Source organism: Bacillus sp. JJ1127, assembly GCF_036965845.1.
GTDB lineage: Bacteria > Bacillota > Bacilli > Bacillales > Bacillaceae_G > Bacillus_A.
In genome coordinates, this window is record NZ_JBALQK010000100.1 from 17,968 (window position 1) to 43,539 (window position 25,572).

The 25,572-nt window shown below is 35.9% G+C and carries 27 protein-coding genes, 1 pseudogene and 1 riboswitch; of the genes and pseudogenes, 2 read left to right on the forward strand and 26 right to left on the reverse strand.

Going from position 1 to position 25,572, the window contains the following annotated elements:
* Nucleotides 1–25: 25 nt before the first annotated feature.
* From V7183_RS11205 to V7183_RS11255, 11 genes are all read right to left on the reverse strand, one after another.
* Nucleotides 26–1,009 (reverse strand): YpdA family putative bacillithiol disulfide reductase, encoded by a 984-nt coding sequence (locus V7183_RS11205; RefSeq protein WP_097897257.1) that lies wholly within the window; start codon nucleotides 1,007–1,009, stop codon nucleotides 26–28.
* Between the two features lie 112 nt (nucleotides 1,010–1,121).
* Nucleotides 1,122–1,652, reverse strand: a complete 531-nt coding sequence (locus tag V7183_RS11210) for a peptidoglycan recognition protein family protein (protein WP_335359557.1) — start codon at nucleotides 1,650–1,652, stop codon at nucleotides 1,122–1,124.
* A gap of 78 nt (nucleotides 1,653–1,730) precedes the next feature.
* On the reverse strand, nucleotides 1,731–1,967 hold the full coding sequence (locus V7183_RS11215; RefSeq protein ID WP_097897259.1) for a DUF3961 domain-containing protein: 237 nt from the start codon (nucleotides 1,965–1,967) through the stop codon (nucleotides 1,731–1,733).
* Nucleotides 1,968–2,159: 192 nt separating this feature from the next.
* Nucleotides 2,160–3,443: an NAD-specific glutamate dehydrogenase gene (gene gudB / locus V7183_RS11220; protein WP_335359558.1), complete on the reverse strand. Its 1,284-nt coding sequence runs from the start codon at nucleotides 3,441–3,443 to the stop codon at nucleotides 2,160–2,162.
* 254 nt (nucleotides 3,444–3,697) lie between these two features.
* Nucleotides 3,698–4,300 (reverse strand): genetic competence negative regulator, encoded by a 603-nt coding sequence (locus V7183_RS11225; RefSeq protein ID WP_097897261.1) that lies wholly within the window; start codon nucleotides 4,298–4,300, stop codon nucleotides 3,698–3,700.
* Nucleotides 4,301–4,377: 77 nt separating this feature from the next.
* Nucleotides 4,378–5,277 (reverse strand): MerR family transcriptional regulator, encoded by a 900-nt coding sequence (locus V7183_RS11230; RefSeq protein WP_335359559.1) that lies wholly within the window; start codon nucleotides 5,275–5,277, stop codon nucleotides 4,378–4,380.
* A gap of 29 nt (nucleotides 5,278–5,306) precedes the next feature.
* The gene (locus V7183_RS11235) at nucleotides 5,307–6,083 is read right to left on the reverse strand and encodes a metallophosphoesterase (protein WP_335359560.1); all 777 of its coding nucleotides are present in this window, start codon (nucleotides 6,081–6,083) and stop codon (nucleotides 5,307–5,309) included.
* Nucleotides 6,084–6,197: 114 nt separating this feature from the next.
* On the reverse strand, nucleotides 6,198–6,683 hold the full coding sequence (locus V7183_RS11240) for a LysM peptidoglycan-binding domain-containing protein (RefSeq protein WP_335359561.1): 486 nt from the start codon (nucleotides 6,681–6,683) through the stop codon (nucleotides 6,198–6,200).
* Nucleotides 6,684–6,705: 22 nt separating this feature from the next.
* Nucleotides 6,706–7,269 (reverse strand): CPBP family intramembrane glutamic endopeptidase, encoded by a 564-nt coding sequence (locus V7183_RS11245; RefSeq protein WP_097897342.1) that lies wholly within the window; start codon nucleotides 7,267–7,269, stop codon nucleotides 6,706–6,708.
* A complete protein-coding gene (locus V7183_RS11250) occupies nucleotides 7,250–8,797 on the reverse strand; it encodes a RecQ family ATP-dependent DNA helicase (RefSeq protein WP_335359562.1) in 1,548 nt (515 codons plus the stop codon). The genes V7183_RS11245 and V7183_RS11250 overlap by 20 nt, the downstream gene beginning before the upstream one ends.
* Complete coding sequence (locus tag V7183_RS11255) at nucleotides 8,787–9,848, reverse strand: helix-turn-helix domain-containing protein (protein ID WP_335359563.1); 1,062 nt, start codon at nucleotides 9,846–9,848, stop codon at nucleotides 8,787–8,789. The genes V7183_RS11250 and V7183_RS11255 overlap by 11 nt, the downstream gene beginning before the upstream one ends.
* Before the next feature lie 307 nt (nucleotides 9,849–10,155).
* Here V7183_RS11255 and V7183_RS11260 point away from each other — a divergent pair, with 307 nt between their 5' ends.
* Nucleotides 10,156–10,404 (forward strand): ferredoxin, encoded by a 249-nt coding sequence (locus V7183_RS11260; protein WP_003206564.1) that lies wholly within the window; start codon nucleotides 10,156–10,158, stop codon nucleotides 10,402–10,404.
* 118 nt (nucleotides 10,405–10,522) lie between these two features.
* Here the strand turns inward: V7183_RS11260 and V7183_RS11265 are convergent, their stop codons facing one another.
* Nucleotides 10,523–11,101, reverse strand: a complete 579-nt coding sequence (locus V7183_RS11265; protein WP_097897267.1) for an ECF transporter S component — start codon at nucleotides 11,099–11,101, stop codon at nucleotides 10,523–10,525.
* A gap of 163 nt (nucleotides 11,102–11,264) precedes the next feature.
* Nucleotides 11,265–11,402: riboswitch (FMN riboswitch) on the reverse strand.
* 254 nt (nucleotides 11,403–11,656) lie between these two features.
* Between V7183_RS11265 and V7183_RS11270 the strand changes: the two genes are divergently transcribed.
* The gene (locus V7183_RS11270) at nucleotides 11,657–12,340 is read left to right on the forward strand and encodes a hypothetical protein (RefSeq protein ID WP_335359564.1); all 684 of its coding nucleotides are present in this window, start codon (nucleotides 11,657–11,659) and stop codon (nucleotides 12,338–12,340) included.
* Between the two features lie 29 nt (nucleotides 12,341–12,369).
* Here V7183_RS11270 and V7183_RS11275 read toward each other — a convergent pair whose 3' ends face one another.
* From V7183_RS11275 to V7183_RS11340, 14 genes and pseudogenes are all read right to left on the reverse strand, one after another.
* Nucleotides 12,370–12,984, reverse strand: coding sequence for a peptidoglycan DD-metalloendopeptidase family protein (locus V7183_RS11275; protein WP_335359565.1), 615 nt, complete (start codon nucleotides 12,982–12,984; stop codon nucleotides 12,370–12,372).
* Between the two features lie 84 nt (nucleotides 12,985–13,068).
* Entirely contained in the window at nucleotides 13,069–13,650 is a 582-nt protein-coding gene (locus V7183_RS11280; RefSeq protein ID WP_335359566.1) for a cob(I)yrinic acid a,c-diamide adenosyltransferase, read from the reverse strand.
* A 235-nt stretch (nucleotides 13,651–13,885) separates the two neighbouring features.
* Nucleotides 13,886–15,661, reverse strand: a complete 1,776-nt coding sequence (locus V7183_RS11285; RefSeq protein WP_335359567.1) for an ATP-binding protein — start codon at nucleotides 15,659–15,661, stop codon at nucleotides 13,886–13,888.
* Entirely contained in the window at nucleotides 15,661–16,377 is a 717-nt protein-coding gene (resD, locus tag V7183_RS11290) for a DNA-binding response regulator ResD (RefSeq protein WP_097897272.1), read from the reverse strand. Before resD ends, V7183_RS11285 begins: the two co-directional genes overlap by 1 nt.
* A gap of 368 nt (nucleotides 16,378–16,745) precedes the next feature.
* Entirely contained in the window at nucleotides 16,746–17,903 is a 1,158-nt protein-coding gene (ccsB, locus tag V7183_RS11295) for a c-type cytochrome biogenesis protein CcsB (protein ID WP_335359568.1), read from the reverse strand.
* Nucleotides 17,904–17,917: 14 nt separating this feature from the next.
* Nucleotides 17,918–19,546 carry a cytochrome c biogenesis protein ResB gene (locus tag V7183_RS11300; RefSeq protein WP_335359569.1) on the reverse strand — a complete coding sequence of 543 codons (1,629 nt, stop codon included), beginning with the start codon at nucleotides 19,544–19,546 and terminating at the stop codon, nucleotides 17,918–17,920.
* Between the two features lie 149 nt (nucleotides 19,547–19,695).
* Nucleotides 19,696–20,217 carry a thiol-disulfide oxidoreductase ResA gene (resA, locus tag V7183_RS11305; protein WP_097897275.1) on the reverse strand — a complete coding sequence of 174 codons (522 nt, stop codon included), beginning with the start codon at nucleotides 20,215–20,217 and terminating at the stop codon, nucleotides 19,696–19,698.
* Nucleotides 20,218–20,434: 217 nt separating this feature from the next.
* Entirely contained in the window at nucleotides 20,435–21,163 is a 729-nt protein-coding gene (gene rluB / locus V7183_RS11310) for a 23S rRNA pseudouridine(2605) synthase RluB (RefSeq protein WP_097897276.1), read from the reverse strand.
* Nucleotides 21,164–21,451: 288 nt separating this feature from the next.
* A complete protein-coding gene (spmB, locus tag V7183_RS11315) occupies nucleotides 21,452–21,982 on the reverse strand; it encodes a spore maturation protein SpmB (RefSeq protein WP_335359570.1) in 531 nt (176 codons plus the stop codon).
* Complete coding sequence (spmA, locus tag V7183_RS11320) at nucleotides 21,979–22,575, reverse strand: spore maturation protein SpmA (protein WP_097897278.1); 597 nt, start codon at nucleotides 22,573–22,575, stop codon at nucleotides 21,979–21,981. Before spmA ends, spmB begins: the two co-directional genes overlap by 4 nt.
* Nucleotides 22,568–23,689, reverse strand: a complete 1,122-nt coding sequence (locus V7183_RS11325; RefSeq protein WP_097897279.1) for a D-alanyl-D-alanine carboxypeptidase family protein — start codon at nucleotides 23,687–23,689, stop codon at nucleotides 22,568–22,570. Before V7183_RS11325 ends, spmA begins: the two co-directional genes overlap by 8 nt.
* Before the next feature lie 110 nt (nucleotides 23,690–23,799).
* The gene (locus V7183_RS11330) at nucleotides 23,800–24,714 is read right to left on the reverse strand and encodes a superoxide dismutase (RefSeq protein ID WP_335359571.1); all 915 of its coding nucleotides are present in this window, start codon (nucleotides 24,712–24,714) and stop codon (nucleotides 23,800–23,802) included.
* Between the two features lie 158 nt (nucleotides 24,715–24,872).
* The gene (locus tag V7183_RS11335) at nucleotides 24,873–25,364 is read right to left on the reverse strand and encodes a YpuI family protein (protein WP_335359572.1); all 492 of its coding nucleotides are present in this window, start codon (nucleotides 25,362–25,364) and stop codon (nucleotides 24,873–24,875) included.
* Nucleotides 25,365–25,387: 23 nt separating this feature from the next.
* A pseudogene (locus V7183_RS11340) lies at nucleotides 25,388–25,572 on the reverse strand (hypothetical protein); the annotation flags it as partial.

The window sequence follows — 25,572 nt, forward strand, 5'->3', positions numbered from 1 at the left end:
AAATAAGCTGTCGAAATTCGACAGCTTATTCTTGTTCCCTTGATACAATTGTTTGTGTAATTGCTTCACCATGAAATCTTCCATTTTCAATGAATATTTCATTCGCATTATTTCCAGCGGCAATAACACCAGCAATAAAGATGTTCTTAACATTCGTTTCCATCGTTTCTTCTACATAAAGAGGACGTCCTGTTTCTTCGTCAATCTTCACGCCCATTTTCGTTAAGAAACTATGATCCGGATGATATCCTGTCATTGCAAACACAAAATCATTTTGAATCGTAAATGATTTCCCATCAACCGTATACGTAAGTGCATGCTCCGTAAATTCTTTTACATGAGCGTGAAAATGCATTTGAATTGTACCATTACGTACTAGCGCCTCAAATTCAGGTAAAATCCACGGTTTAATGCTCGGTGAATATTCCCCTCCGCGGTACAACACTGTTACACGTGCTCCTGCTTTTACAAGTTCTAATGCAGCGTCCACACTAGAATTTTTCCCACCTATTACAGCTACATCTCGGTCAAAGTAAGGATGTGCCTCTTTAAAATAATGAGATACCTTCTCTAAATCCTCTCCTGGAACATTCATATAATTTGGATTATCATAATATCCCGTTGCCACTACAATATACTTCGCTACATATGTTTCTTTATTTCCATCACGTTTTACGGTATTTATCCTAAAGCAATCCTCATCTTTTTGAACTTGTTCTACACGTTCAAATGCATGTACACGCACACCTTTACGCTTCACTACTTCACGATAATACGCAAGCGCTTGATTACGGACAGGCTTACGATTTTCTGTAATAAAAGCTACATCGCCAATCTCTAATTTTTCACTAGAGGAAAAAAATGTTTGATGAGTTGGATAATGATAAATCGCGTTTACAATATTCCCTTTTTCAATTACTAACGGATTGATTCCTGCTTGTTGTAAAGAAATTGCTGCCGCTAATCCGCATGGGCCTCCCCCGATTATAATAGCTGTTTCTTTTTGCATACTCGGTTCACTCCTAGTCTTCTGCCTCAAACTCTATTTATTATAAAACAAGAAAAAACCTACTTTCAGCAGTAGGCACCTATCCTTATTGTATTCATTTTTCATATATTTGTCATCTAAACGAGACGTACATTCGATAGACATCTGCTAAAAATTGCCTGAATTTAATTCCCTGCTTGCTCAATACATTTTCAGGATCAATTTTCCGAACAGGATCCAGCTTTTTGTGTGACACAATATCTGTTTTAGGATTCAAACCAAAATTTTGACATAAATAAGCATGGTACCATGTAAACCGTGTATACGCATCCCAAAAATTAACATCTCCACCGTAGCAAAGTTCAACACCAATAGCTGCTCGGTTTGCATCGTAACCATATAAAGCGTTATCTGTCGTTACATTATACCTTACATGGTAGGCTACTTCATTTATTGGAATAATTTCTAATATTGTTTTATCATCTACAAATGTATGCGCTGAAGCTTTTGGCTGTATTTCATCAAAATAATCCCGATTTCCTATCGCATTGCTACCAGGATTCCCTGTGTCATGACTGACAATAAATCTTACCTTTGAAAGGGCGATTCCTGGTCGTGAGTTTCCGTGTCTGATATAGTTGCGTTCTATAGGGAACATAGCCATTGCAATCAACTCCGCTCTAGAAAATTACCTTTCTTCCTTATATATGTATTCAACCTCTATGTCCATATGGCACATTTCTTATGCGAAGAGAAAATCGAAAATACTAGAAGTAAACACCATAAACAACAGAATACCTACAGCCATTCCATAAAAACCGTAAAACCAAACACGATCTTCTTTCGTATCCAAACCAAAAAATTGATTTACTGATTGTAATAATGATGCACGTTTACTATGTTTATTTCGTAAAACTTCCACTCGTTTCATAACATCCGTTGGCATCATAAATCTTTGGTCCGCTGTCATTTTCATCATAAATCTCCCCTTATTTCGTTTCCGTTTTATTTGTCTAAAGAGATTATAGCACAGATGTTCGTATAGAACAAGCGTTCTTTTTTGTTTTTCTATCCTTACATATTTGTTACTTCTATTTCTATTATGTACTTCAACAAAAAACGTGGTTTCCTCGGAAGGAAACCACGTTCTCTCTAATCTTTTTACTCTATTTTATACCCAACCTCTGAAGCGACTAGCTTCTGCCATTTTACGTACACCAATCATATAAGCTGCTAAACGCATATTCACTTTACGAACTTGTGATGTTTCATAAATAGAATCAAATGATTTTACCATTACTTTTTCTAAACGTTGTTCTACCTCTTCTTCTGTCCAGTAATATCCTTGGTTATTTTGTACCCACTCGAAGTAAGATACTGTAACACCACCAGCACTTGCTAATACATCTGGAACAAGTAGAATGCCACGATCTGTTAAAATTTTTGTTGCTTCTAATGTAGTTGGACCGTTTGCTGCTTCTACTACGATTTTCGCTTTAATATTTGCAGCATTGTCTTCTGTGATTTGATTCTCAATTGCAGCCGGTACTAAAATATCACAATCAAGTTCTAACAATTCTTTGTTTGAAATTGTATTGTTGAATAATTTTGTTACTGTACCAAAGCTATCGCGACGATCAAGTAAGTAGTCAATATCCAATCCATTTGGATCATGCAGTGCACCATAAGCATCTGAAATCGCAATTACTTTTGCACCAGCATCATGCATAAATTTAGCTAAGAAGCTACCAGCATTACCAAATCCTTGGACAACAACACGTGCACCTTTAATATCAATACCGCGTTTTTTCGCAGCTTCGCGAATACAAATTGTTACACCTTTTGCAGTCGCTGTTTCACGTCCATGGGATCCACCTAATACAAGTGGTTTACCTGTAATAAATCCTGGTGAATTGAACTCATCGATACGGCTATATTCATCCATCATCCATGCCATAATTTGTGAGTTTGTAAATACGTCTGGAGCAGGAATATCTTTTGTTGGACCAACAATTTGGCTAATTGCTCGTACATATCCACGGCTTAATCTTTCTAATTCACGGAAAGACATTTCACGTGGATCACAAATGATTCCACCTTTACCTCCACCGTACGGTAAATCAACAATACCACATTTTAAACTCATCCAAATAGAAAGTGCTTTCACTTCATTTTCTGTTACGTTTGGATGGAAGCGAATTCCACCTTTCGTTGGACCAACAGCATCATTGTGCTGTGCACGATATCCTGTAAATATTTTAACAGTCCCGTCATCCATACGAACTGGAATTTTCACTGTCATCATACGAATTGGTTCTTTAAGTAATTCATATACTTCGTTTGGATAACCCAATTTTTCTAATGCTTCATTGATAACAATTTGTGTTGAATTCAACAATTCAAAGTGTTGCTCCCTTTGTTGTGTTTGTGTTTGAGTTCCCTTTTCGGCTACCATAGTAAGTAAACCCCCTGTAATTTCACTTGTTTAGTAAACCTTCATTGCCTAGTATACACCGTTAAATTTGGAATGCAATAGAAAACGCTAACAAATGTATACAAACTTTTTAATTTTGCAAGCGTTTTCACTGTTATTATAGTCCTTTTATTACTTTTAGAAAAGTAAAATACTTAAATATTTAAATGTTTTTTAGTTTCCTCTTTATTTTTTTTAAATAAAATGTAATATTAAAAACCTCAAGCTATTTTGTATTAGCTGAGGTTTTGTTTTAAAATAAAATAATGATGTATTTGCTGAATCGCTTGAGAATCCATTAACTCTTTTCCATACTCCATAATACGATAAATCGTCACTGTGGAAGGATTGCCATATTCTGCTAAAATAGCAATAAAATCAGCTTTTAAGAGCTGTGTTTCTTCCTCCATCCAAAGATAAAAACGCCCATCCCATGTGTAGAGCTTCCCGCCAGTTACACCAAGGTTATATAAACGATTCGACAAATTAATTACATCTTCCAATGTAGCAAATTCATATAATATATGTTCACTCTCATCTAGAGTTACTTGCATTTCAATAAACTCATCACGAAACTCATCTTCTGTATCCGCCTCGTGATTTTCTTTTGTTACAATGACAACCATTCCTTGTGCCTGTAAAGAAAATACTTCAACTGCAATTGGACCATCCGCTTCAAATCCAAGTTCTTTATTTGCTTCTTGCATCATATCACGGAATAACTGCTGTACTTTTGGAGCATTCTTCCATAAATCTTCTTTCGTCAATCCTCGCTCAGATAAATCATCAAACGTTAAGAAAATTTTTATTTTATTATAATTTAAACGTTCCAGCCTCATCTTATAACCCCCCTACGTAACCATTGAATATAATTTTTATTATATGAAATAGAAAATAGATGGTTCTTTTCGAACAACTATTCCGACATTTTTAACCATTCATCCCATTCTTCTTTCGTATTACCCATGAGCACATTCTGAAGTTCAGACTGGTCTCCCTCTGAAACAAATTGACTTGCGAACCCTAAAAGACCAACACGAAGCCCTTGGTTCTTACTTTGCAACTTACGAATCCACCTCATTGTACTTTTCAGATTTCGCTCTTGTAAACAAGATATAACTACATATTTAGGTGTCAATTGTGCCATCGTTACATCAATTTCCTCTTCACTTAAGCCTGTCCCAAGATACATAGCTTGATAACCTTTTAAGCGTAAATATGTCGTTAAAACAAAGAGGTGCAATGTACTAGCTTCACCTAGTCCACATAGAGCTAACACTGTTGGCAATGAGGAATGAGTATGTGTATTATGATAAATCATTCCCATGCGTGAGCATAAGAACGAGTCTATATATCGCACTTGTACCATTGTAATCTCATTATTTCTCCTCAAAATCTCTAACTGATTCATAATTTGAAGAAATATATGTGTGATTACTTTTTCTGTTGAATAAATACTAAAAGCCTCGTTTAATAACGCATAGGCTTGCGCTTCATCAAATTTTAACAAAGAGTGCAGGATATCGTCTACTAAAAGGACTTCTTTATTATATGCTGTTTCTATTACATTGTGATTTTGCAACCGATTCCCCTCTAATATTTGCACTGCTTGACCTATCGTAATTCCTTCATTCACTTTGTCCATTAACCATTTTAAGACTCGAATATGCTCTTCTGTATATAAACGGTGTCCCGCATCATTTCGTCTTGGAGCAATAATATGATATCGTCTCTCCCATGCTCGAAGTGTACTAGGCTGAATTCCAAGCATATTTGAAACTGCTTTTATATTATATTCCCCTTTTAAAGTTGGCATCATTTCCCCACCTTTAAATTAAAAATCTTTTATTCCTTCCCCTGCAAAGTAATTAAGTGCGTTTGAGCAGGCGCTCGAAAACGCAGTGGTATAAATGTCGTACCATATCCATTACTCACAAATAAAACCATATTCGAATGCTTATATACGCCACCCTTTAAATACCGTTTAAAAGGAAAGAACCGAATTTGTCCTCCATGTGTATGACCGCTTAATACGAGTGAGATTTGTTCCTGTCCAGACATTTTATTTACAATTTCCGGATTGTGACTAATCAAAATCCGAAATCCTTGTTCTTGACAATCCGCCAACGCCAGATCTAAACGATCTCGCCCTAATCCAACATCATCCACCCCAAGTAAACATATCTTCTCTCCATATTCTGATTCAAATAATACTCTTGTATTATCTAAAACTTTCACACCATGTTCTAGTAATAATGCATCTAATTCGTGATATTCAATTTCGTAATCATTATTTCCCCACACAAAATAAACGGGGCCCAATTCATTTAAAATTTGAATATTATTAGCAATTTGTGATAATGGTACACCTTTTTCAGCTAAGTCACCACCAATAATAACAAGATCAGCTTTCCCTTTTACCCTTTCAATTAATGAACGGGAAACAATTCTCTTATGAATATCGGAAATAAAAAAGATCCTAACCCTTTGAAAACTCGTTGGAAAATTTACAAATGACAAAGTATGTTCCAATAATGTATCACGCATTGCTTCTCTATACATTATAAAAAGACAAATAAAGACGATACATATGAACATACTCCCTAACCCAATCCATAGCATATATTCTTCTCAACTTCTCTCCTAAATAAAATATAGTCCTAGCAAATCATACCTGTCAAAAAACATGTGATACAGACTATCTCATTTTGCGTTATACTAATCATCTTACTCCTTTTATTCCGTCTTCTCTTTAATAGGGATTTTCAATTCCTGTCCTTCTTCTAACTGATCGTCTTGTAAATTGTTATATTTTTTAATAATCATAGCCCCATCTTCACCTGGAAAATATTGATTCCCAATACTTTCCAACGTCTCACCTTCTTTGACAATGTGAGTTTCAGTTTTCTCTGTTTTCTCTGTTTTCTCTGTTTTCTTCTGTTCTCCCGATTTATTTGAGTCAAAAAAGATGACTTCAAATGCACTCTTTTCAGATTCACTGCTTCCTTTTGAACTTTGCACTTCAATATACTTATCCGTATACCACAGAATACAAATTGGTAACAAAATAAATAGAAATGTTAAAACTCGAACAAAAAAGTGATTAATCTTAAATTTACTTTTCTTCTCTTTATTTCTATGAACCTCGCTACGCGGCGGTAAACCTTCTTCTACTTGTTCTTCTTCCAACTCTTCTTCAAAATCAGGAATTTGTTTTCTCACGCTGTTCACCACCACCTTCCATTTATTTCCTTAATTGAAGTCCCATTATAAAATCAACAAGAAAGTGTGCAAAGATTGTTATAAACAAATTTCCTGTCCATTGAAACACATATCCAAATACAAAACTTATTATACAAACAAAGCAAAACAAAAAGGGTTTCATTATATATCGGATATGTAAAATAGCAAAAATAAGACTCGCAATTACAAGTCCAAAATATGTTTGTAATACCCCGCGAAATAAAAATTCTTCAGCGAAACCAATAACAAAGGTAACGACCAGTAATTGCACGACTGACATTCCTCGAAACATTCGGTCGTTAATACCTCCATCATCAAACCATGATTCCGGTAACACTTTCATTGCGATATAATCTAATAACACAACACCACAAGCTATCCCACTGCCTATTACAAGAATAGAGATTGGCTCCCACTTCCACAGACTATAAAATTCATTCTGATTTGGAAATAATATATAGGCTAGTAAGCAGCCAATACTTATAATTATTAATTGTGTTATATAGAGATTAAGCCGTATCTCTTTCGGACTCATGTCTTCAACGCTACGCCTTTGAATGCTCATCATTCCTCCGTTCTCCCATACCAAAGAGCAATTGTAACTCTGTTTCCCAATTATAGTCGAAAACCGATTGTCTTGCTCGTCTTTTTTTATACTCTTCTTTTGTAATGCCGCAGTAATCACAACAGTTTTTCAGCTCGCCTTCCTTTCTATAGCCAAATTGATGTAATAACTGTTCTCGCTTACACCCTTGACACTGCAGCCACGATTTCATATTTTCTAATTGCCTGTATTTATTGTGAAGACGTCTATCCGCTTCTAATATTAACTTTTGTATACTTTCATCTGACAAGCACTCTAGCATGAGCTTTCTCTGTTGTATGATTTTCATCTTTTCTAAATGATAACGTACGAAACGCCAGTGTTGCTCATTAAATCTTGCTGCATTATAACAAATTTCTTCTACATCTTCTATTGGTAATACTTTCGTTTGAAACATTCTTTCTTGTAATAGAGAAAATAAAAATTGAATTTGTTGTTTATTTGGCAATTCATCTTCAATAATAGAGATTGGCAAATCATGATCCAGTGGACTACATAGTAAAATGGCAATACTTGCTTCTCCATCTCTCCCTGCTCTACCGATTTCTTGTAAATAGGAGGCTATGTTGGTGGGATAATGGAAATGGATAATATACCTCGTATTTGGCTTATTTACCCCCATTCCAAAAGCACTTGTACATATAACAAGTTGCAACTGATCATTCATAAATTGTTGCTGGATTAACATTCGCTCTTCATGCTCCATTCCACCATGATAAAAAGCGACATCTGTTATACCTTTACTCCGTAGATATTCTGTTAAACGCTCCGTCCAAGCTCTACTAGAGCAATAAATAATTCCTGGCCCTTGTAAGTACGTAACGTGTGAGAGAAGCATTTCTTTTTTTTCTTCTATTGTTTGTACAAATTGTACTTCCATTGCAATATTTGGACGATCAATTGAATATACATGTTCAGCTGCATTGGTAAGCTTTAAACTCTCTACAATATCTTGCAATACTTCCTTTGTTGCTGTAGCTGTTAGTGCCAATACAGGTGGATGACCAATACTTACAATAACTTGATCTAACTTTTTATAGTCCGTCCGAAAATCATATCCCCATTGTGAAATACAATGTGCTTCATCTACAACAAACAAGGAAATATGAATCTTTTTTAATTCCTTTACTAGCAATTCAGATTGCAACATTTCAGGTGAAACAAAGACAAATTTATACGATGCTAAATTTTTAATCGCTTTCCTTTTCTCACTTAATGTCCGAAAACTATTAAACGCAATTACACGATTTTTCGCGACATATTTAAGCTGTGTAACCTGATCTTCCATTAAAGATAATAAAGGGGATACAACCAGCACTGTCCCCTCTTGCATTAGACCTGGAAGTTGATAACACATAGATTTCCCTCTCCCAGTCGGAAGCATTGCTACAACATCTTTCCCCTGTAGCAAATCTGTAATAACACCTTTCTGTCCTTGACGAAATTCAGTATATCCAAACCACTTATTCAAATGCTCTTCAAGTCTCATTTGTACCCTCCATCTGCGCTAACACAAGACGGACCTCAAAATAAGAAATTTCTTCTCCTACCGCTTGCTTTAATACACGTAACTTGCGTGTTTGTAATGTTTCAATAACTTTTTTCACTTGCTCTATCTTATTCTTTTCTACAAACATCTCAATAGAAAAATCTCGTTCTCTTAACGCTATTTCAACAAAATGATCTTCTATCGTTGCGGGCTTTAAATTTCTAATTGTTGCAATTTCTTCTAAAGAACGGCCTTGTTTCCAAAGTTGATACGTCTTCCTCGTTGACAAACTGAATAAATCTGCTCTTTCATTCGGATAGGAAATAATTTTTGTCAATAAAGGAAACTCTTTTTCCTTTTTACGAACGGCTTGAATAAAGAAATGAATCGTGCCCCAAAATAATAGATGTACGCGGAACACATCTTGTTTTGTAATTTCTGCAAGTTGTTGCAATGTATATCCAATTCGTTCATACCCAGTTAAGCGATAGGTCAGGATTGTTGCTTCTACTGGATCAACTTCTTTTAATAGTCGATGCATTTCTTCCCACAGTCCTGTTGCAAGTTCACTCCTTACGTATGGTAACCCAATGAGAAATTCCTTAACCCACATCGTTACCTCTGTATCTTGTTGAATCGGAATGAATCTTGTATTTTGCTGTTGTAAGTTCGACACCGTTTGAATGATTAATGAGAGCTTCTTCCAAAAAGCTTCACCAAGAGCACCATAATGTAAACCGTGTAAATGCTGCGGAAAGGGCAATGCTTTTTCCCAACCATTTAATTGCTTCTCTCCAGCACTTGTTAATACATATGTATTTTCATGCACAATTTCAATCCATTCTGCATTTAAAATACACGCAATTTCCTGATTATAATCGTACCTTGTTAATGCTTTATATATTCCAAAAAGAAAAGAAATTTGAAACATATTCCCATCTTGTAATGTTTGTGAAGAACGTTTTCCTTTCAATAGATAGTAAATGGAAGAAACGGTTCTTTCACCATTCAATTGTTTTAAACAATATAACAAAGTATATTGTAACTGCATTACCGCTTCCGCCTTTCAATAAGATTTGTCCATTACTTGACTGCAAACACCGAATTGTTGAAAGCTACCCATTACTTAGGATGCTTCACTGATAAAAGTTCCTCTTTATATTTACTATTGTATCAAACTGCTTGGCATTTAGGCATTTCGAAAATCTTGTGAAATAAATTAAAAATAAGTTGACACTCTAATTGATAAGGATTATCATTATAATTTTATGTTGAAAAGTTTAAAAAACCGTTTTACAATAAGGTTATAATTTGTATAGCGAATATTTTCACATACATATGATCAGGAGGGAAAAAAGATGGCAAAATATACAATCGTTGATAAAGATACTTGTATCGCATGCGGAGCTTGCGGAGCTGCTGCACCAGACATTTATGACTATGATGATGAAGGTATTGCATTTGTAACATTAGATGATAACCAAGGTATCGTTGAAATTCCAGACGTATTAATTGATGACATGATGGATGCATTTGAAGGTTGTCCAACTGACTCAATTAAAGTTGCTGACGAATCATTTGACGGTGACGCTTTAAAATTCGAATAGTCTTTTTATTAACTTCAAAAAACCCCCCTCATCTTTATGAGGGGGATTTTTTGTTATTTATCTAGCTTACCATTTAAAAGGTCATCAGCAGTATCTTTACCTCTGATGGCCAAAATTTCTATGCGTTTTTCATTTTTGCAAATACCCATACTTTTAAGCGTGAAAACAGTGCTACAAATACGACCGTTACAACAATTCCTTTAATTAGATTAAATGGCAATATCGCTGTTACAATTGTTTGTCGCATAGCACCGCTAGACATAGCTGGTGAATTTAAAAACCAAGTGTAAGCCGGTAAAATGATGAAGTAATTTAGTACACTCATAATGACTGCCATAGTAATTGTCCCTAACATCAACCCTGTTGTTAAACTTTTGACTGTGCGATGCTTCCGAAATAGGAAAGCTGCTGGACCAATAAATAGACACCCTGCAATAAAATTTGCTATTTCTCCAACAGGAACTCCCGTTAAGCTACCTTGAATCCCATAGTGAAGAATATTTTTTATCGCTTCTACAACCACCCCTGCAACCGGGCTAAAAATAATCGCTGCAATTAAAGCTGGTACATCACTAAAGTCAATTTTTAAGAACGGTGGAAGCCCTGGAAATGGGAAATCCAACATCATAAGCAGGTACGCAATACTACTTAGCATCGCTACACTCACCATTTGTACTACACTGTTTTTTTGTTTCATCCTTCTCTCTCCTTTTCCATCGATCATCTCATGGAAAGTGGAAAGGTTCTGCTATGCCTATTTTTTCATATCATGAAAAAACCCTTTGTGCTTTACACAAAGGGAGAATTTCTAGGCACATCAAATAGACGTTCAAACACTTATCTTTTTTGAACGCTTGAACCTCCATCTTCTCCCATCCAGACTATACTGTCGGCTTTGGAATCACACCAAATCCTGCCTTAACGGCTCGCGGGCTTAGAACGAAAAATAATTATTCATCACCGCCGGTCGGGATTTTCACCCTGCCCCGAAGATAGACCGATATTCTATTTTCTCTCCTATTATACACCAATATAATACAGTTGTGAACAAAAAAGATTGTAGCTTATTAAAAGTAAGTTAATTACCCCCCCTTATTCTCAACAAAAAATTTCGTCCAACTATTTTACAATACAACCCATATTTTTTATCATTCGGCTTTTTCCTACTCAATTCCCTAGTCATTCATACAGAAAAGTGATAAGATGTTGAATTGTTAAGATAAGAGCATTTTCTTAATATGGAGGAAATGTCATGAAGAAAGAGAAAAGACACTCTATTCGAGAAACGATGAAAAAAAACTTACGAAAAGAATACTTTTATTTAAAAAAAGAATTACTTTTCTACTGTCCAATTGATTTAGGCACATTTTCAAGCGAAACATACTATGCTACTTTTGATAAAGAAGGCATAAGCATTTATCAGTATGATAAGCAAACAGAAAGTAAACTGAAGTTATGTGAGCGTCACACATGGAAAAGTTGGGAAAAAGTGAAGGTCGATCACTATTTAACAACCTCACAATTCGTTTTCCAAGGGAAACGCAACTGGATTCTATCTCTTTTTCATAAAGGAAAAGAAGCTCAAAAAATAATAGAGGAACACACATCTCTACAAACTGAGGTTGTTTCCCGGTCCTTTTTTAAAAAGCTTCCAGGTTTTCGTTCTAATACAACATTAAACAAATACATTGGCAGCATTTGTTATACCGCACTTATCGCATTTTCATTAAAATGGTTCCTTCCATTTCAAGTACAAGTTGCCTTGTATTCTTTTTCTATCGGTTGTATGCTCCTTGGCCTATTATGTTTCACGATCGGCTTAATCGAACCAACCATTGTATTATTTCGAACGAAAGAAAAAACGAGAGCAAAAGTCTTTTACTATTATAGCTATTTAGCTATTTCTGGATTTATATGTGTCTTTATTTTTTGGTAAAACAAGAGCTAGTTCGACTAGCTCTTGTTTTAATTAATATACAATTTTTGATTTGGATAAATTTGGTCTTTCCTCAACTCATTTTTTGCTTTTATCGCATCAACTGTCGTCCCAAACTTACGTGCAATCCGAGCCAACGTATCTCCCTTTTGCACGACATATAGTGATGATGAAACTACTTGGTGTTTTTCCTCATTCAAGACAAGCAAAGGATTCATTGCATTTCTTTTCTCAATTGTCCAACGTCCATGATGGACTTCCAAGTGTAGATGCGCCCCTCGTGATTCACCTGTATTTCCTACTTCACCAATCAATTCTCCTCTTGCAATACGAGTCCCTTGAGTTACATATCTCTTATTTAGGTGAGCATAAACAGCTTCATATTCTCCATGCTTAATAAAAACAACATGTCCATAACTATTTGAAAAATAAGATTTCGTTACCACACCACCTTGAATAGCCGCAACTGGTGTTCCAATTGGGGCTGCTATATCAATTCCATAGTGTTTTCCATGCCTTGTTCCAAAATAATCACTAATTCTTCCATCAACAGGCCATGTCCACTGTTTGTCCTCAGCGTAAACATGTAATTGAGATATAAATAACAATCCCAGCATCATTACGCTAACTTTTAAAGCTTTCATATATATCCTCCGTTTTCTAATAACCGTCATACTTTCTCTATTGTGGTATAATACGAAAAAAAGTATACAAAAAAAGAAAGTGGCTCATTCCACTTTCTTCTCTTCTTTATCACGAAACACGATTGCACTTCGATTATATTCAACATCTTTTATTTGTAGACGTGTATTAATCACCCTAGCAATTGCAAATAAATAATCGGATAATCGATTCATATATCGCAAGACCATTTCATTCATTTCTTCTTGTTTCCCTAATGATACAATGTTCCGCTCAGCTCTTCTTGTTACTGTACGAGCAATATGAATCACTGTAGACGCCCCGCTCCCTCCAGGTAAAATAAAACGTTCTAACGGAGGAGCTTCCTCTATGTAATGATCAATTCGTTCTTCTAAATATATAACCATCTCTTCTTTTACTTTATAAGGTATCTTTTTCTCTACAATCGCTAAATCTCCGCCACAATCAAACAATTCATGCTGAATATTTTCAAGTTCACTATAAATGTCTTTAAATTGCCCGTTCTGCAGCATAGTCATCGCATATCCAATATGAGAATTCACCTCATCAATCGTACCGTATGCTTCAACACGAATATGATCCTTATCAACCCGCCTTCCAATTACACTCGTTTGTCCTTTATCTCCGGTTTTTGTATATAATTTCAACTTATTCTCACACCTCTCTTTTTCGTTTCTATCGATTCACTCATTATTATATCTAAATCGCCTAAATTTCACTTGATTCAATCAAAAACAACTCTCCTCAGAACCGGGAGAAAAAACAAAAAGTCCTACTACTCTTTATTCAATTGAGAAACTATTATAACTCAACAAGAATAAAAAACAGTAGAACTTTTGTATCTGTTAATCATGTACAACGATCTATAATTGACATGAAGGTTTAAAGCACTTGATCTGGTAAATATACAGAGAATGTCGTTCCTTCGCCAACAACACTTGATACAGAAATTTTCCCATCATGACCTTGCACAATATTTTTTGCAATTGCAAGGCCTAGACCAGTACCACCTGTTTTCCCGCGTGTTCTTGCTTTATCAGCTTTATAGAAGCGATCAAACAGAAATGGAATATCTTCCTCAGGAATACCGGCCCCTGAATCTTGCACTTCAAATACAAGTCCATTATTTTTCGTATCAATTGCGAGCGTAACACGCCCACCTGCACTTGTATGGCGGATTGCATTATCAATTAAATTTGTCAGTACTTGTTCCATACGATCCGGATCAAACGGATGTTGTTCGATTGGATGGCGAAAATCCACTGTCAACTGCACTTCTTTATCCTTTGCAATCCCTTGGAATTTACGACCAATTTTCTCGACAAATGGATGAATATCCACTTCTGATATATGCAATTCCACATGACCACTTTCCATGCGAGCTAAATCTAACAGTTCATTTACAAGACGTCCTAGACGAACAGACTCGTCATAAATGATTTGTACAAATTCATTTATTTCTTCTTTTGTTTGAACAATGTCATCTAAAATTGCTTCACTATACCCTTGAAGCATAACCATTGGTGTACGCAGTTCATGTGATACATTGGCAATGAAGTCTTTACGCATTTTCTCAAGACGGCGTTCTTCTGTCATATCTCGAAGAACTGCCACAGCACCACGAATTTTTGTTTGATTATAAAGAGGTGTCATCAGCACAACATAGTTACCCTTTTGAAGATTAATCTCAATAACTTGCTGTTGTTCGCTTTCTACTACAAGATGGAATAATTCAACAAGCTCAGGTGGTAAATTCCTTCTTAACTCTAATTCCTTTTCCTCTTGCCAAACTTGTAAAAAGTGTTCTGCTGGTGGATTAATAACAACAACTTCACACTCTTGATTTAAAGTAACAACACCGTCTGCCATACTACTTAAAATACTAGACAACTGTTCTTTTTCTTGTTGCAGTGCGTTCATGTTAAACTTCAATTGTTTTCCCATCTGATTTAACGCCGTTGCTAGCTCCCCAATCTCATCCTGCGAAACCATAGGTGCTTTCGTATCAAATTTTCCGCGGGCTACTTCAAAGGCAACCTCACGCATTTTACGAAGCGGCGCTGTAATGCGCGTCGATAAGAAGAATGCAAAGAACGTTGTTAAAATAATCGCAATTCCTGCTGATAGAAAAATAAAGTCTGTTGCCTTCTCCATACCTTGTATCGGAACTTGTAACGATTCATATACAAACACTGCACTATTATTTGTTGAGTGGAGTGGTTTACCAACAATCATAATATCATTTTCCGAATTTTGTTTCATTTTCCCATCAGAAAATTTTCTAATCTTATTTTTATTTTCTTTTTTATCTGTAAAAACAGCTGCTAATTCTTTATCCTTTTTTAAATCATCTATTGTAAGAGTTACCAATCCTTCTTGTTTCGGAGAAGAAGAAAATTCCTTACCATCTTTCACAATAATAATGCGTGAGAGTGGGTCAGCGAACTTATATGCAATATTCTCAATTGTCTCTACATTCGCTCCCTCTTCAATAAGTTCTGTAACGCTTGTTGCCACTTTCGTGAGCCTTGCTTCACTCATATCTACATAGTACGTTCTAAAAAACTGGGAAAGTAAAATAGCAACAAAGCCAAGAACAAATGAAACAAGAAGTAATATGGTCATCCATAACTTCCCTACTACACTTCTCCAAAGCATCAGTCGTTCACAACCTCAAACTTGTAACCTACCCCCCATACAGTAACAATCATCTTCGCTGCATTAGGCGATTTTTTACTTAATTTTTCACGTAAACGCTTTACATGTGTATCTACTGTACGTAAATCTCCAAAGAACTCATATTGCCATACTTCTTTTAATAATTGCTCACGATCAAATACTTTATCTGGAGCCTTCGCTAAAAAGAGTAGTAATTCATATTCTTTCGGTGTTAGGTTTACTTCATTCCCATCCGCTGTAACACGGTGCGCATCGTTATCAATTGTTAGATGCGGGAATACAGTTACATCTTTTGTTGTTGTATCTTGTGTAAAGAATGTTGTTGGGACAGAGCGACGTAATACCGCTTTCACACGAAGAACGACTTCACGCGGGCTAAACGGCTTCACAATGTAGTCATCCGAACCAACTTCAAATCCTTGTACTCTATTTACTTCTTCGCCTTTTGCTGTCAGCATGATAATTGGTGTTGCTTTTTTTTCACGAATTCCCTTACAAACTTCAATCCCGTCTTTTCCAGGCATCATGATATCTAATAAAATTAAATCATAGTCATTTTGCAACGCCTTTTCTAAAGCCGTGTCACCATTGTCAGCTTCATCAATGGTGTATTGCTCTCTTTCTAAATACATTTTTAATAAGCGACGAATACGGTCCTCATCATCTACGATTAAAATTCTTGGTTCATTCTCCATTGCTACCCGCTGCGTATCAAATTACCGCAACGGTTCACACCTACCTTTCTACAATATAATACTGTATTTATCCTTATTTCATAATAGATAGTTCCAAAGTGATAAACCCTCCACCTTAGATATTATGCTTCACAAGAATAATAAAGTCTGTTCATTTTTTTTCCAAAACTATGTATTTTTTTTGAACAGGGCATTTAGTCCTCGACATCATTTTACAAAATCAACATATACTTTGCCATGTTTTTCTCAAAAAAGAAGAAAAGTTAACAAAAATAAAATAGGAAAGTGACATTCACTTCCCTATTTAAAGGAACTCTCTCCTACCTAACTCCTTTTCTTTTACCGGGCTTTGAGGCGTGATAAATATCTTACGCATATGAATGTAAACCAGCAATAACTAAATTTACCGCAATAAAGTTAAACATAATTATCGCAAACCCAATTACTGCAAGCCATGCAGACTTTTCTCCATGCCACCCTTTAGATAAACGTAAATGTAAAACTGTCGCATAAAAGAGCCATGTAATAAGTGCCCAAACTTCTTTTGGATCCCAACCCCAAAATCGTGTCCATGCAACTTGCGCCCAAATCATCGCAAAGATTAATGCACCTAACGTAAAGATGGGGAATCCTATCGCAATCGAACGGTAGCCAATTTCATCAAGTAAATCACTACTAACGTTTTTGACTATTGGTTGAAGGGCCGCTGATACTCTTTTTCGTAAAATTAACCTTAATACAATATAAAGCCCCGTTCCAATAAGCAGTGACCAAATCACTGTGTTTAATTTCTTTGCATTTATTATAGCGGGCATTTCTGCAATAGGTTCAAACTTACCAGTTGTCATTAACTTCCCTTCATGAGGTCCAACTAGCGCAGGGAGATTATATTTCATCTCGACTTTTTGTTCATTTTTATCCACCCATTGAAATTTCGCTTCATATTTCGTTGCCGAATAAACTGTTGTTACCGCTATAAATCCGATAGCACAAACGAGTGTAAACACGACTGTCTCTAGCCAAAATGTCCGTTTCGTCCTTTTTGACTGATCTACATTTTTAAGCAAGTACATGACACCTGTAATAAAACTAATTGCTAAAATAGCTTGTCCAGCTGCTGCCGTTGTTACATGAATTTGTAGCCAATTACTTTTCAACGATGGAATAAGCGGTGAAATTTCTCTTGGGAACATACTTGCATATGCAATTAATAAAAGAGCTACTGGTAAAGCAAATAATCCCACTATGCTTACACGATACATAAAGTACATAACAATAAAAGCACCAACAAGCATCATGCCAAAGAATGTACCAAACTCAAAGAAATTACTTACTGGTGCATGCCCTGAAGCAATCCACCTTGTTACAAAGTATACAGTTTGAGCGGCAAATCCTAAAATTGTTATGGTTATACCTATACTCGCCCACTTCCGACCCTTTTCTTTAATTGCTCCCCCGAAGAACAGTGTTGCAATTAAATATAAAATGAAAGCGGCAAACAGGAAATTACTGCTTATCTGCACCATATATTCTCCCCACCTTAGCTAATTTTTTTATCATTTACTTTGTCATACGGTTGTGGAATTGATGTTCCTTCTAATACTCTTTCAACATCTTTTCTTAAACCAAACCAGTTTTTATTTGTATGGCCAGCAATCCACCATTCATCTTTAACCTTTTGTATCCAAATACGGCGATGATTCCAATACATCCCTTGAATTACGCCAACCATGAAGATAAACCCTCCGATTCCAAGAATCCATAGCGTCAAATCTTTTCGTACAATGAGCGCCGTTGCATTTTGCATTTCTACTCCTGCAAATGCCATTTTATATTTATTGTTCCCTTCCGCTTCTATATTTTGTCGAATACCAACAAAACTCACTTCCCCTTCCGGTGTTTGGGGTGTAAACATTTTAAAAACAAAGGCTGGATTATTCGGAAGTTTTGTCTTTGTATTTGGCTTACCACTTTCATCAAAATAAAAATCTGGAAAATAGCTTAATAGTGTAAGAGAATATCCGTCTCCTAAATCATATGTTTCCTGTGGATTTGTTAAATCCACCTTAATCGGTCCCCATTTTTGATTACTTTCTTTATTCTGTAAATAAAAGGACATACTCCGAAACTCACTCTCTTTAAACGAGTATTGATATAAAGCAAAATCATTAAACTTGAGTGGTTCATTTACACGAATCTTAGCCTCTTTTACCTTTTCTAGTTTCGGTTTTTGCCCTACTATATTTTCTCCTACCGCTTTATACAAAACAGCATTCGTTTGATAGTTTTTCGCAATCATTTTATCGCCTATACGATTAATTGCAGTATCAAATACCTTGTCTTCTTTATTTTCTTTATCATAAACTTCTTTTATGAATTTCTCATTTTTTAAATAATATTCCCCGTTAGTTCCTGGAATTTCCTTTGTTTCACCATCTCGTAGCCAAAGTGATTCATCCACATACATACTTGGAAGAAAACGCAGCATTGCTCCGAATAGAAAAATAATAAGACCAATATGGTTTACATATGGCCCCCAACGAGAGAAGCGGCCTTTTTCCGCTAAAATATTTTCACCTTCGATCCTTACATTATAATTCCTCTTCTTTAAATTAGCTTGAATTCGCTCTAGTTCTCCCTCTTTCGGAGAACCTGTCCCATACAATCGTTGTCTCTTTAAAAAACTCGGGTGTCTTTTTACTCCCTGTTTCTTTAAAGCCTTATAAAGCGGAATTACTCGGTCCAAACTGCATATCACAAGTGAAATACCAATTGACGCAATCAAAATCATATACCACCATGAACTATACAAGTTATTAAAACCTAATTGATAATATAGTTGCCCCAAAAAGCCATATTCCTTTTCATAATACTCAGCTGGGGTAACACCTGGAGGTATGTACATTTCTTGCGGAAAAATTGTGCCCACCGCCGATGCCACCAAAGTAATAACAATGAGCCATACACCTACTTTGACAGAAGAGAAAAAACTCCAAATTTTATCGACTATCGTTTTTGTATGAGTGAGAGAACGCCGTGCGCTTCCCTCATAGCGCATATCCAATAATTGTGCATCTTCATTGTTTTCAAACGGTTTCCCGCAAGCTTCGCAAAAAATTGTGCCTATTGGATTTACATGGCCACATTCACACTTTATCTGTTCCAACATTCTCACCGCCTCTTATTTCTATATTATTATTGTATCGCCTTAACTTAAGTTAACGCAATACTCAGAATTTTTAAACAGGGGTGCTATGACAACGCAAAGCACCTTCTTCTATCTAAATATTTCTCTTCATTATGTAAAGGCTTTCTTTATTATGGAGTAATTTTCTTTAAATACTCTTCCATCTGTTCCTTCGTTTGTGTACCAGTAATCATTTCGATTACCTTGCCTTCTTTATCAATCAAAAACGTTGTTGGTAGTGGTCCAACACCATATGTACTTATTATTTCTGAACCTTTATCAATCGCAACTGGAAATTTCAATCCATATTGATCCACAAAATTTTTCACCGCAATATTCGTTTCATCTGCATCTAATGCAATGATTTCAACGCCTTTATCTTTATATTTTGGATATAACTCATTCATATACGGCATCTCTTTTTCACACGGCTTGCACCATGTTCCCCAAAAATTTAAAAATACTCCTTTTCCTTTCAAATCTTTGAGTTCAATTTTTTTTCCTTCTAAATCTGTAACAACAAAGTTAGGTGCTGTTTTCCCAATTTGCACCTTTTCTTTATCAGCAAAAAATCCTTGATACAGTGTAAATCCTACGGCGACACTTAAAATAAGCAAGATGAGAACGCGAAATAATAAACGATTCTTCTTCATATTTCCTCTCCTCTCTTTGATGAATATTTATAAACATTTTGCTGCAATCACTGTTTTATCTGTCGCTGTATAATCGCTTACAAAAGCGTTTTATTTACCTTTCACCAGCGGAACACCCCACTGGTGAAAGGTTCATTTTATCCCGCATAAAAGCCCCATTGGTGAAGAATAACCATTCATAGGCATAAAAGCACGAATAACAGTTTCACTTGACCGCTTATCTTGGTTTTGTAGAGGCAAGTGCACGCAATTGCTTCACTTCATGAGGTGACAGCTCTCTCGCATCACCAGGACGTAAGCTACCCGCTTCTAAGAAGGCATAACGTTCACGTTTTAACTTCATTACTTTACAGCCAAGTGCTTCAAACATACGACGAACTTGACGATTGCGTCCTTCATGAATTGTTAATTGTACAATTGCCATCTCTTTACGTTTATCCCAAGAAAGAATTTTCACATGTGCTGGTGCTGTTTTTCCATCTTCTAATACAACACCCTTTTCCAGCATGCGAATCTTCTCACCTGTTAATGGCCCTTTTACTTTCGCAACATATGTTTTCTCAACCTTATACTTCGGATGCATCAATATGTTTGCAAAGTCACCATCGTTTGTCATAAGTAATACACCAGACGTATCATAGTCTAAACGCCCAATTGGGAATAGACGCTGCTGGATATCAAGGAAAAAGTCTGTAACAACTTTTCTTCCTTTATCATCTGACACACTCGAAATTACGCCTGTTGGTTTATATAGTAAGAAATAAACAGGTTCTTCTTTTTCAAGAGGGATATTATTTACTTCTACTTTATCTTGTGGAGTTACTTTCGTTCCTAACTCAGTCACTATTTGACCGTTAACTTTCACTTTCCCTTGCTGAATTAGTTCTTCAGCCTTCCTTCTTGATGCAATACCTGCTTGTGCAATCACTTTTTGTAGTCGTTCCATTTCCTTTTTTCACCTCAAATTTATCTTACCTTCATTAGAAAGACTTGGCAACCGCCTAAGGTATACGACGATTTGCCTCGCCTATCATAAACAACATAGCTATAGTTACAAACTTATAAAGGACAAACGCTACTTTATCCTTTATTATTGTGTACCTTCTTACCTGCTGTTCACAACAAAAGTTCATTATTTTGTCAAAAATACTCCATAAAAAAACCACTATTAAGTTGCACCTTAATAGTGGTCGTATACGTATTATAAGCGAATTGACACAAAAAATGAATAGGTTTAATGAAACAATAACGAAACAAACACGATAGAACAAATAATACCGATTAGATCAGCAAACAATCCGACCTTTAATGCATCACCCATTTTACGAATTCCAACAGCTCCAAAATACACTGTTAAAATATAAAATGTTGTATCTGTACTCCCTTGCATCGTAGACGCTAACCTTCCAATAAATGAATCTGGCCCATATGTAGCAATTAGATCTGTTGTAATACTTAAACCAGCTGATCCTGAAATTGGACGTATAAGTGCGAGTGGGACAATTTCTGCCGGTACATGAATCATATCTAACATCGGTTTCATTACCGATATCATCGCATCTAGCGCTCCAGATGCTCTAAAAATAGAAATGGATACAAGCATCCCTACCATGAATGGTAAAATAGAGACGGCGATTTGAATCCCTTCTTTTCCACCTTCTACAAATGATTCATATGTCGGAACTTTTTTTATCGTTCCGTACAATAATATAAATCCAATGACACATGGAATTACCCATAATGAAATCGTATTAACAATACTCACTTTTTCCGCCCCTTTCTACTCCTTCTTCGGTAAAAATAGCGGTCAATCCAAATCGCTCCGATCATCGATAGTACTTGCGCGATAAACGTAACGCCAACAATTTCAGTAGGATTCGCTGATTCATATGTCATCCGAATTGAAATTACAGTGGTCGGAATCAATGTAATTGCAGAAGTATTTAAAGCTAAAAATGTCACCATAGAACGGCTTGCAGAATCCTTTCCTCCGTTTAACTCTTTAAGCTGCTCCATAGCCTTAATCCCCAGTGGTGTCGCCGCATTTCCTAGTCCAAAAAAGTTTGCCATCATATTAGATAAAATAAATCCCATTGAAGGGTGATCCTTTGGTATTTCTGGAAATAATCTCTTTACCACCGGCATGAAAAATGAGACTAACTTCTTTAATAAACCTGCCTCCTCGGCAATCTTCATTAAACCTAACCAAAAAACTAAAACACTAATAAGCCCAATACAAATTGTTACTGCATCTTTTGATCCTTCAAAAACCGCTTTGTTTACTTCTTCCATCGTTCCGTTCATCATCGCATATACAATCCCAACAATCGCCATCGCCACCCATACAAGGTTAACCATCTGTTCCAACACCTAACATATAAGAAAAAATTTCTCTCACATTATTCCAATAAGGTCCGGTTGTAGCAATCAATTTTCGCTTACTATAAAATAAATTGCGTTCTCCTACTTTTTCGTTACCGACATAAACTACTGTTTTCCCTACTTTTTCCCCATCTATCAAATTTACGCTTTTATCAAGTTCCACTTTTAACAAAACTTGTTTTCTCTCGTCTCTTGTTAACGGTACAAAGAAATCATTTTTTGTATAAACATGATTTGCATATTTCTTTTCTTTTAGTTCAGAGAGTGCCCCTTGTCCTAAAACCTTCGTCAGCTTGTATTGTTTAAATCCCTGATCAAATAAATACATATGGTCGTCCCAATCATTAGACGCATTGAGCGTCACCACAATTAAATCTAGTCCATCTTTCGAAGCTGTTGTAACAAGTGTTCGCCCTGCTTTTTTTGTAAATCCTGTCTTTCCGCCTGTTGCAAATTCATAATAAGATGTCACAAGTTTATGTTTATTTTTCCATGGATAGTCCCACGATTTCGATTGGTATGTTTTTGTCCCGGAAATTTTCCGAAACGTTTCATTTCCCATTGCATACCTCGTTAAAAGTGCCATATCATATGCGGACGAATAATGCGTGCCATCACCATCTAAACCATGGGGATTTGAAAAGTGTGTATCTTTCATGCCAATTGCTTTCGCTTTTTCATTCATTAAATACACAAATCCCTCTATACTTCCTCCAACATTTTCAGCAATTGCTTGTGCCGCATCATTACCAGATCGAAGCATCAGACCATAAACTAAATCCTCTAGCTTTACTTTTTGTCCAGGTTTTAAATAAATAGCTGATCCTTCTACACGAACTGCCTCGTTACTAATGGAAACCGTTTCTTTCATTTTGCCAGATTCAGCAGCTAGTAAAGCGGTCATAATTTTCGTAATACTAGCGATTTTTTGTGATTCATGTTCTAGTTTTCCATATAAAACACGTCCAGATTGTTCTTCCATTAATATGGCATTATGGGCGCTCACATCATTCATTTGTGCATATGTAGGAATCGGTATAACACCTGCACACATTATAAGAAGTGCAATCACAATCCAAGTTCGTCTCATATTTCCCCCACGTCCTTTTGGCACTTTTTGTACAAGTGTATGCCTGGCCCCTTAAAATATGAATGAAATATTCTTTTCTATCTCAGCAAAAAAGACGCACAAATATGCGTCTAATACGGGGTCCACTCAACTTGTTTCGCACTCTCAAATCGCTTTTCCACATCCGGCCAATTCACAACATTCCACCAATTTTTAATGTATTCATCTTTTCTATTTTGATACTGTAAGTAATAAGCATGTTCCCACACATCAAGTACAAGTAATGGTATCGTATCCCACTGTGTAAATAGCTGATGCAGTGTACTTTGTAGAATTTCTAATCTTCCTGAACGAGGAACCCATACAAGAATTGCCCAGCCAGATCCCTCTACTTTCAATGCGGCCTCTGTAAAATGCTTTTGAAAACGTAAAAGGCTCCCAAAATCTTTCTCAATTTCTTGCGATAATGCCCCCCTTGGACTCCCGCCCCCATCTTTTTTCATGTTATTCCAAAATATCGTGTGCAAATAATGTCCTGACCCATGAAATGCAGCTTCTCTTTCCCAATGCTTAATTAAATCAAACTGATTTGTTTTTCTTGCTTCTTCCATCATTTTCTCAGCTTTATTCAAACCTTCTACATAGCTACGATGATGTTTATCATGATGTAACATCATAATGTCTCGAGAGATGTAAGGTTCCAGCGCATTATATGGATAAGGTAACGGAGGAAGCGTGTGTCCCCCAATTGGAACGGACCTTTCTGTATACGACCTTTCATACAACTCATATTGTTCATCTTCTTGCATAAAAAGTTCTTGCAAATGATGCTGGATATGTTCTACATCATCACTTATTTCATATATAAATGCAGCATCTGTCTCATATTCATTTTCTTTCATACGTTCTAGTAGCATTTGAATCTTATAAGCAAGCATATGAACATCATACACTTCCATTGCACGGCTATCTAATACATGAAGAACACTTTCACACCAACTCTCTACTTCATGAAAGTAATCTGTAAATACACCTTGTTGACTCATGTCACACCTCCTCGATACTATCCACTTTAACTATATTCAAATCAGGAACCTTATATACCGCGCAGAAAAGTAAAAGAAGCTGAGTTTCCCCAGCTTCTTTACGTTATTTCACACCTTTTTGGTATATCTCAAAATCATGTATAACCTTCAGCTTCACATTAATATTTGTGCAGCATCTTTGTTTGATAATCTGTTTCATAATATTCCAATTCCTCACGCATCGTCTGGAATTTACCTTCTAATTCCTTCATTATTTTTTCCATGGAGTAAGGCGGTGTCTGTTGAAAAACAATGGAGTTTTTTCCCGTATATGCAGAACGGCTATTTTCATACCACTGATCACTTTTTGGCGAGAAAAATTCAGCAATCACTTGATGATAAATTTTATATAATGTTTTCTCGGCGGCCGTCTTTCGAAATGGTTGACTATTTAGTAAAACTAGACATGCATCCAGTCCTTCTTCACAGAATACAAGAAGCCTCCTTATTGATGCCAACAATTCCTCATAATAATGTTTATCACCTGCTGGTGTCTCTTCCAGTAACGAAGGTAGTGAATGGTAATTCACATAATTCGTTATTAAAGTAATCACTTCTTCTAAAAATACTGAAATCTGTTCTGTTTGATTTTCAACCATCGAATTAGACATATCCTTTTCTCCCCTTTGCTATTTTACACAATTTCTACTTGTTTATTTTTATGTAATTCGGTCAGTATCTCTTGTACTTTCATCACTGTTTTATCATCAAAATATTGCTGAAAATCCTCTACCATATTCATGTACACACGCTTCTGTCCGACAAGCTCCTTATTTTTGACCAAACAAGTAAGAGCAACAATATCACGTAAATATATGT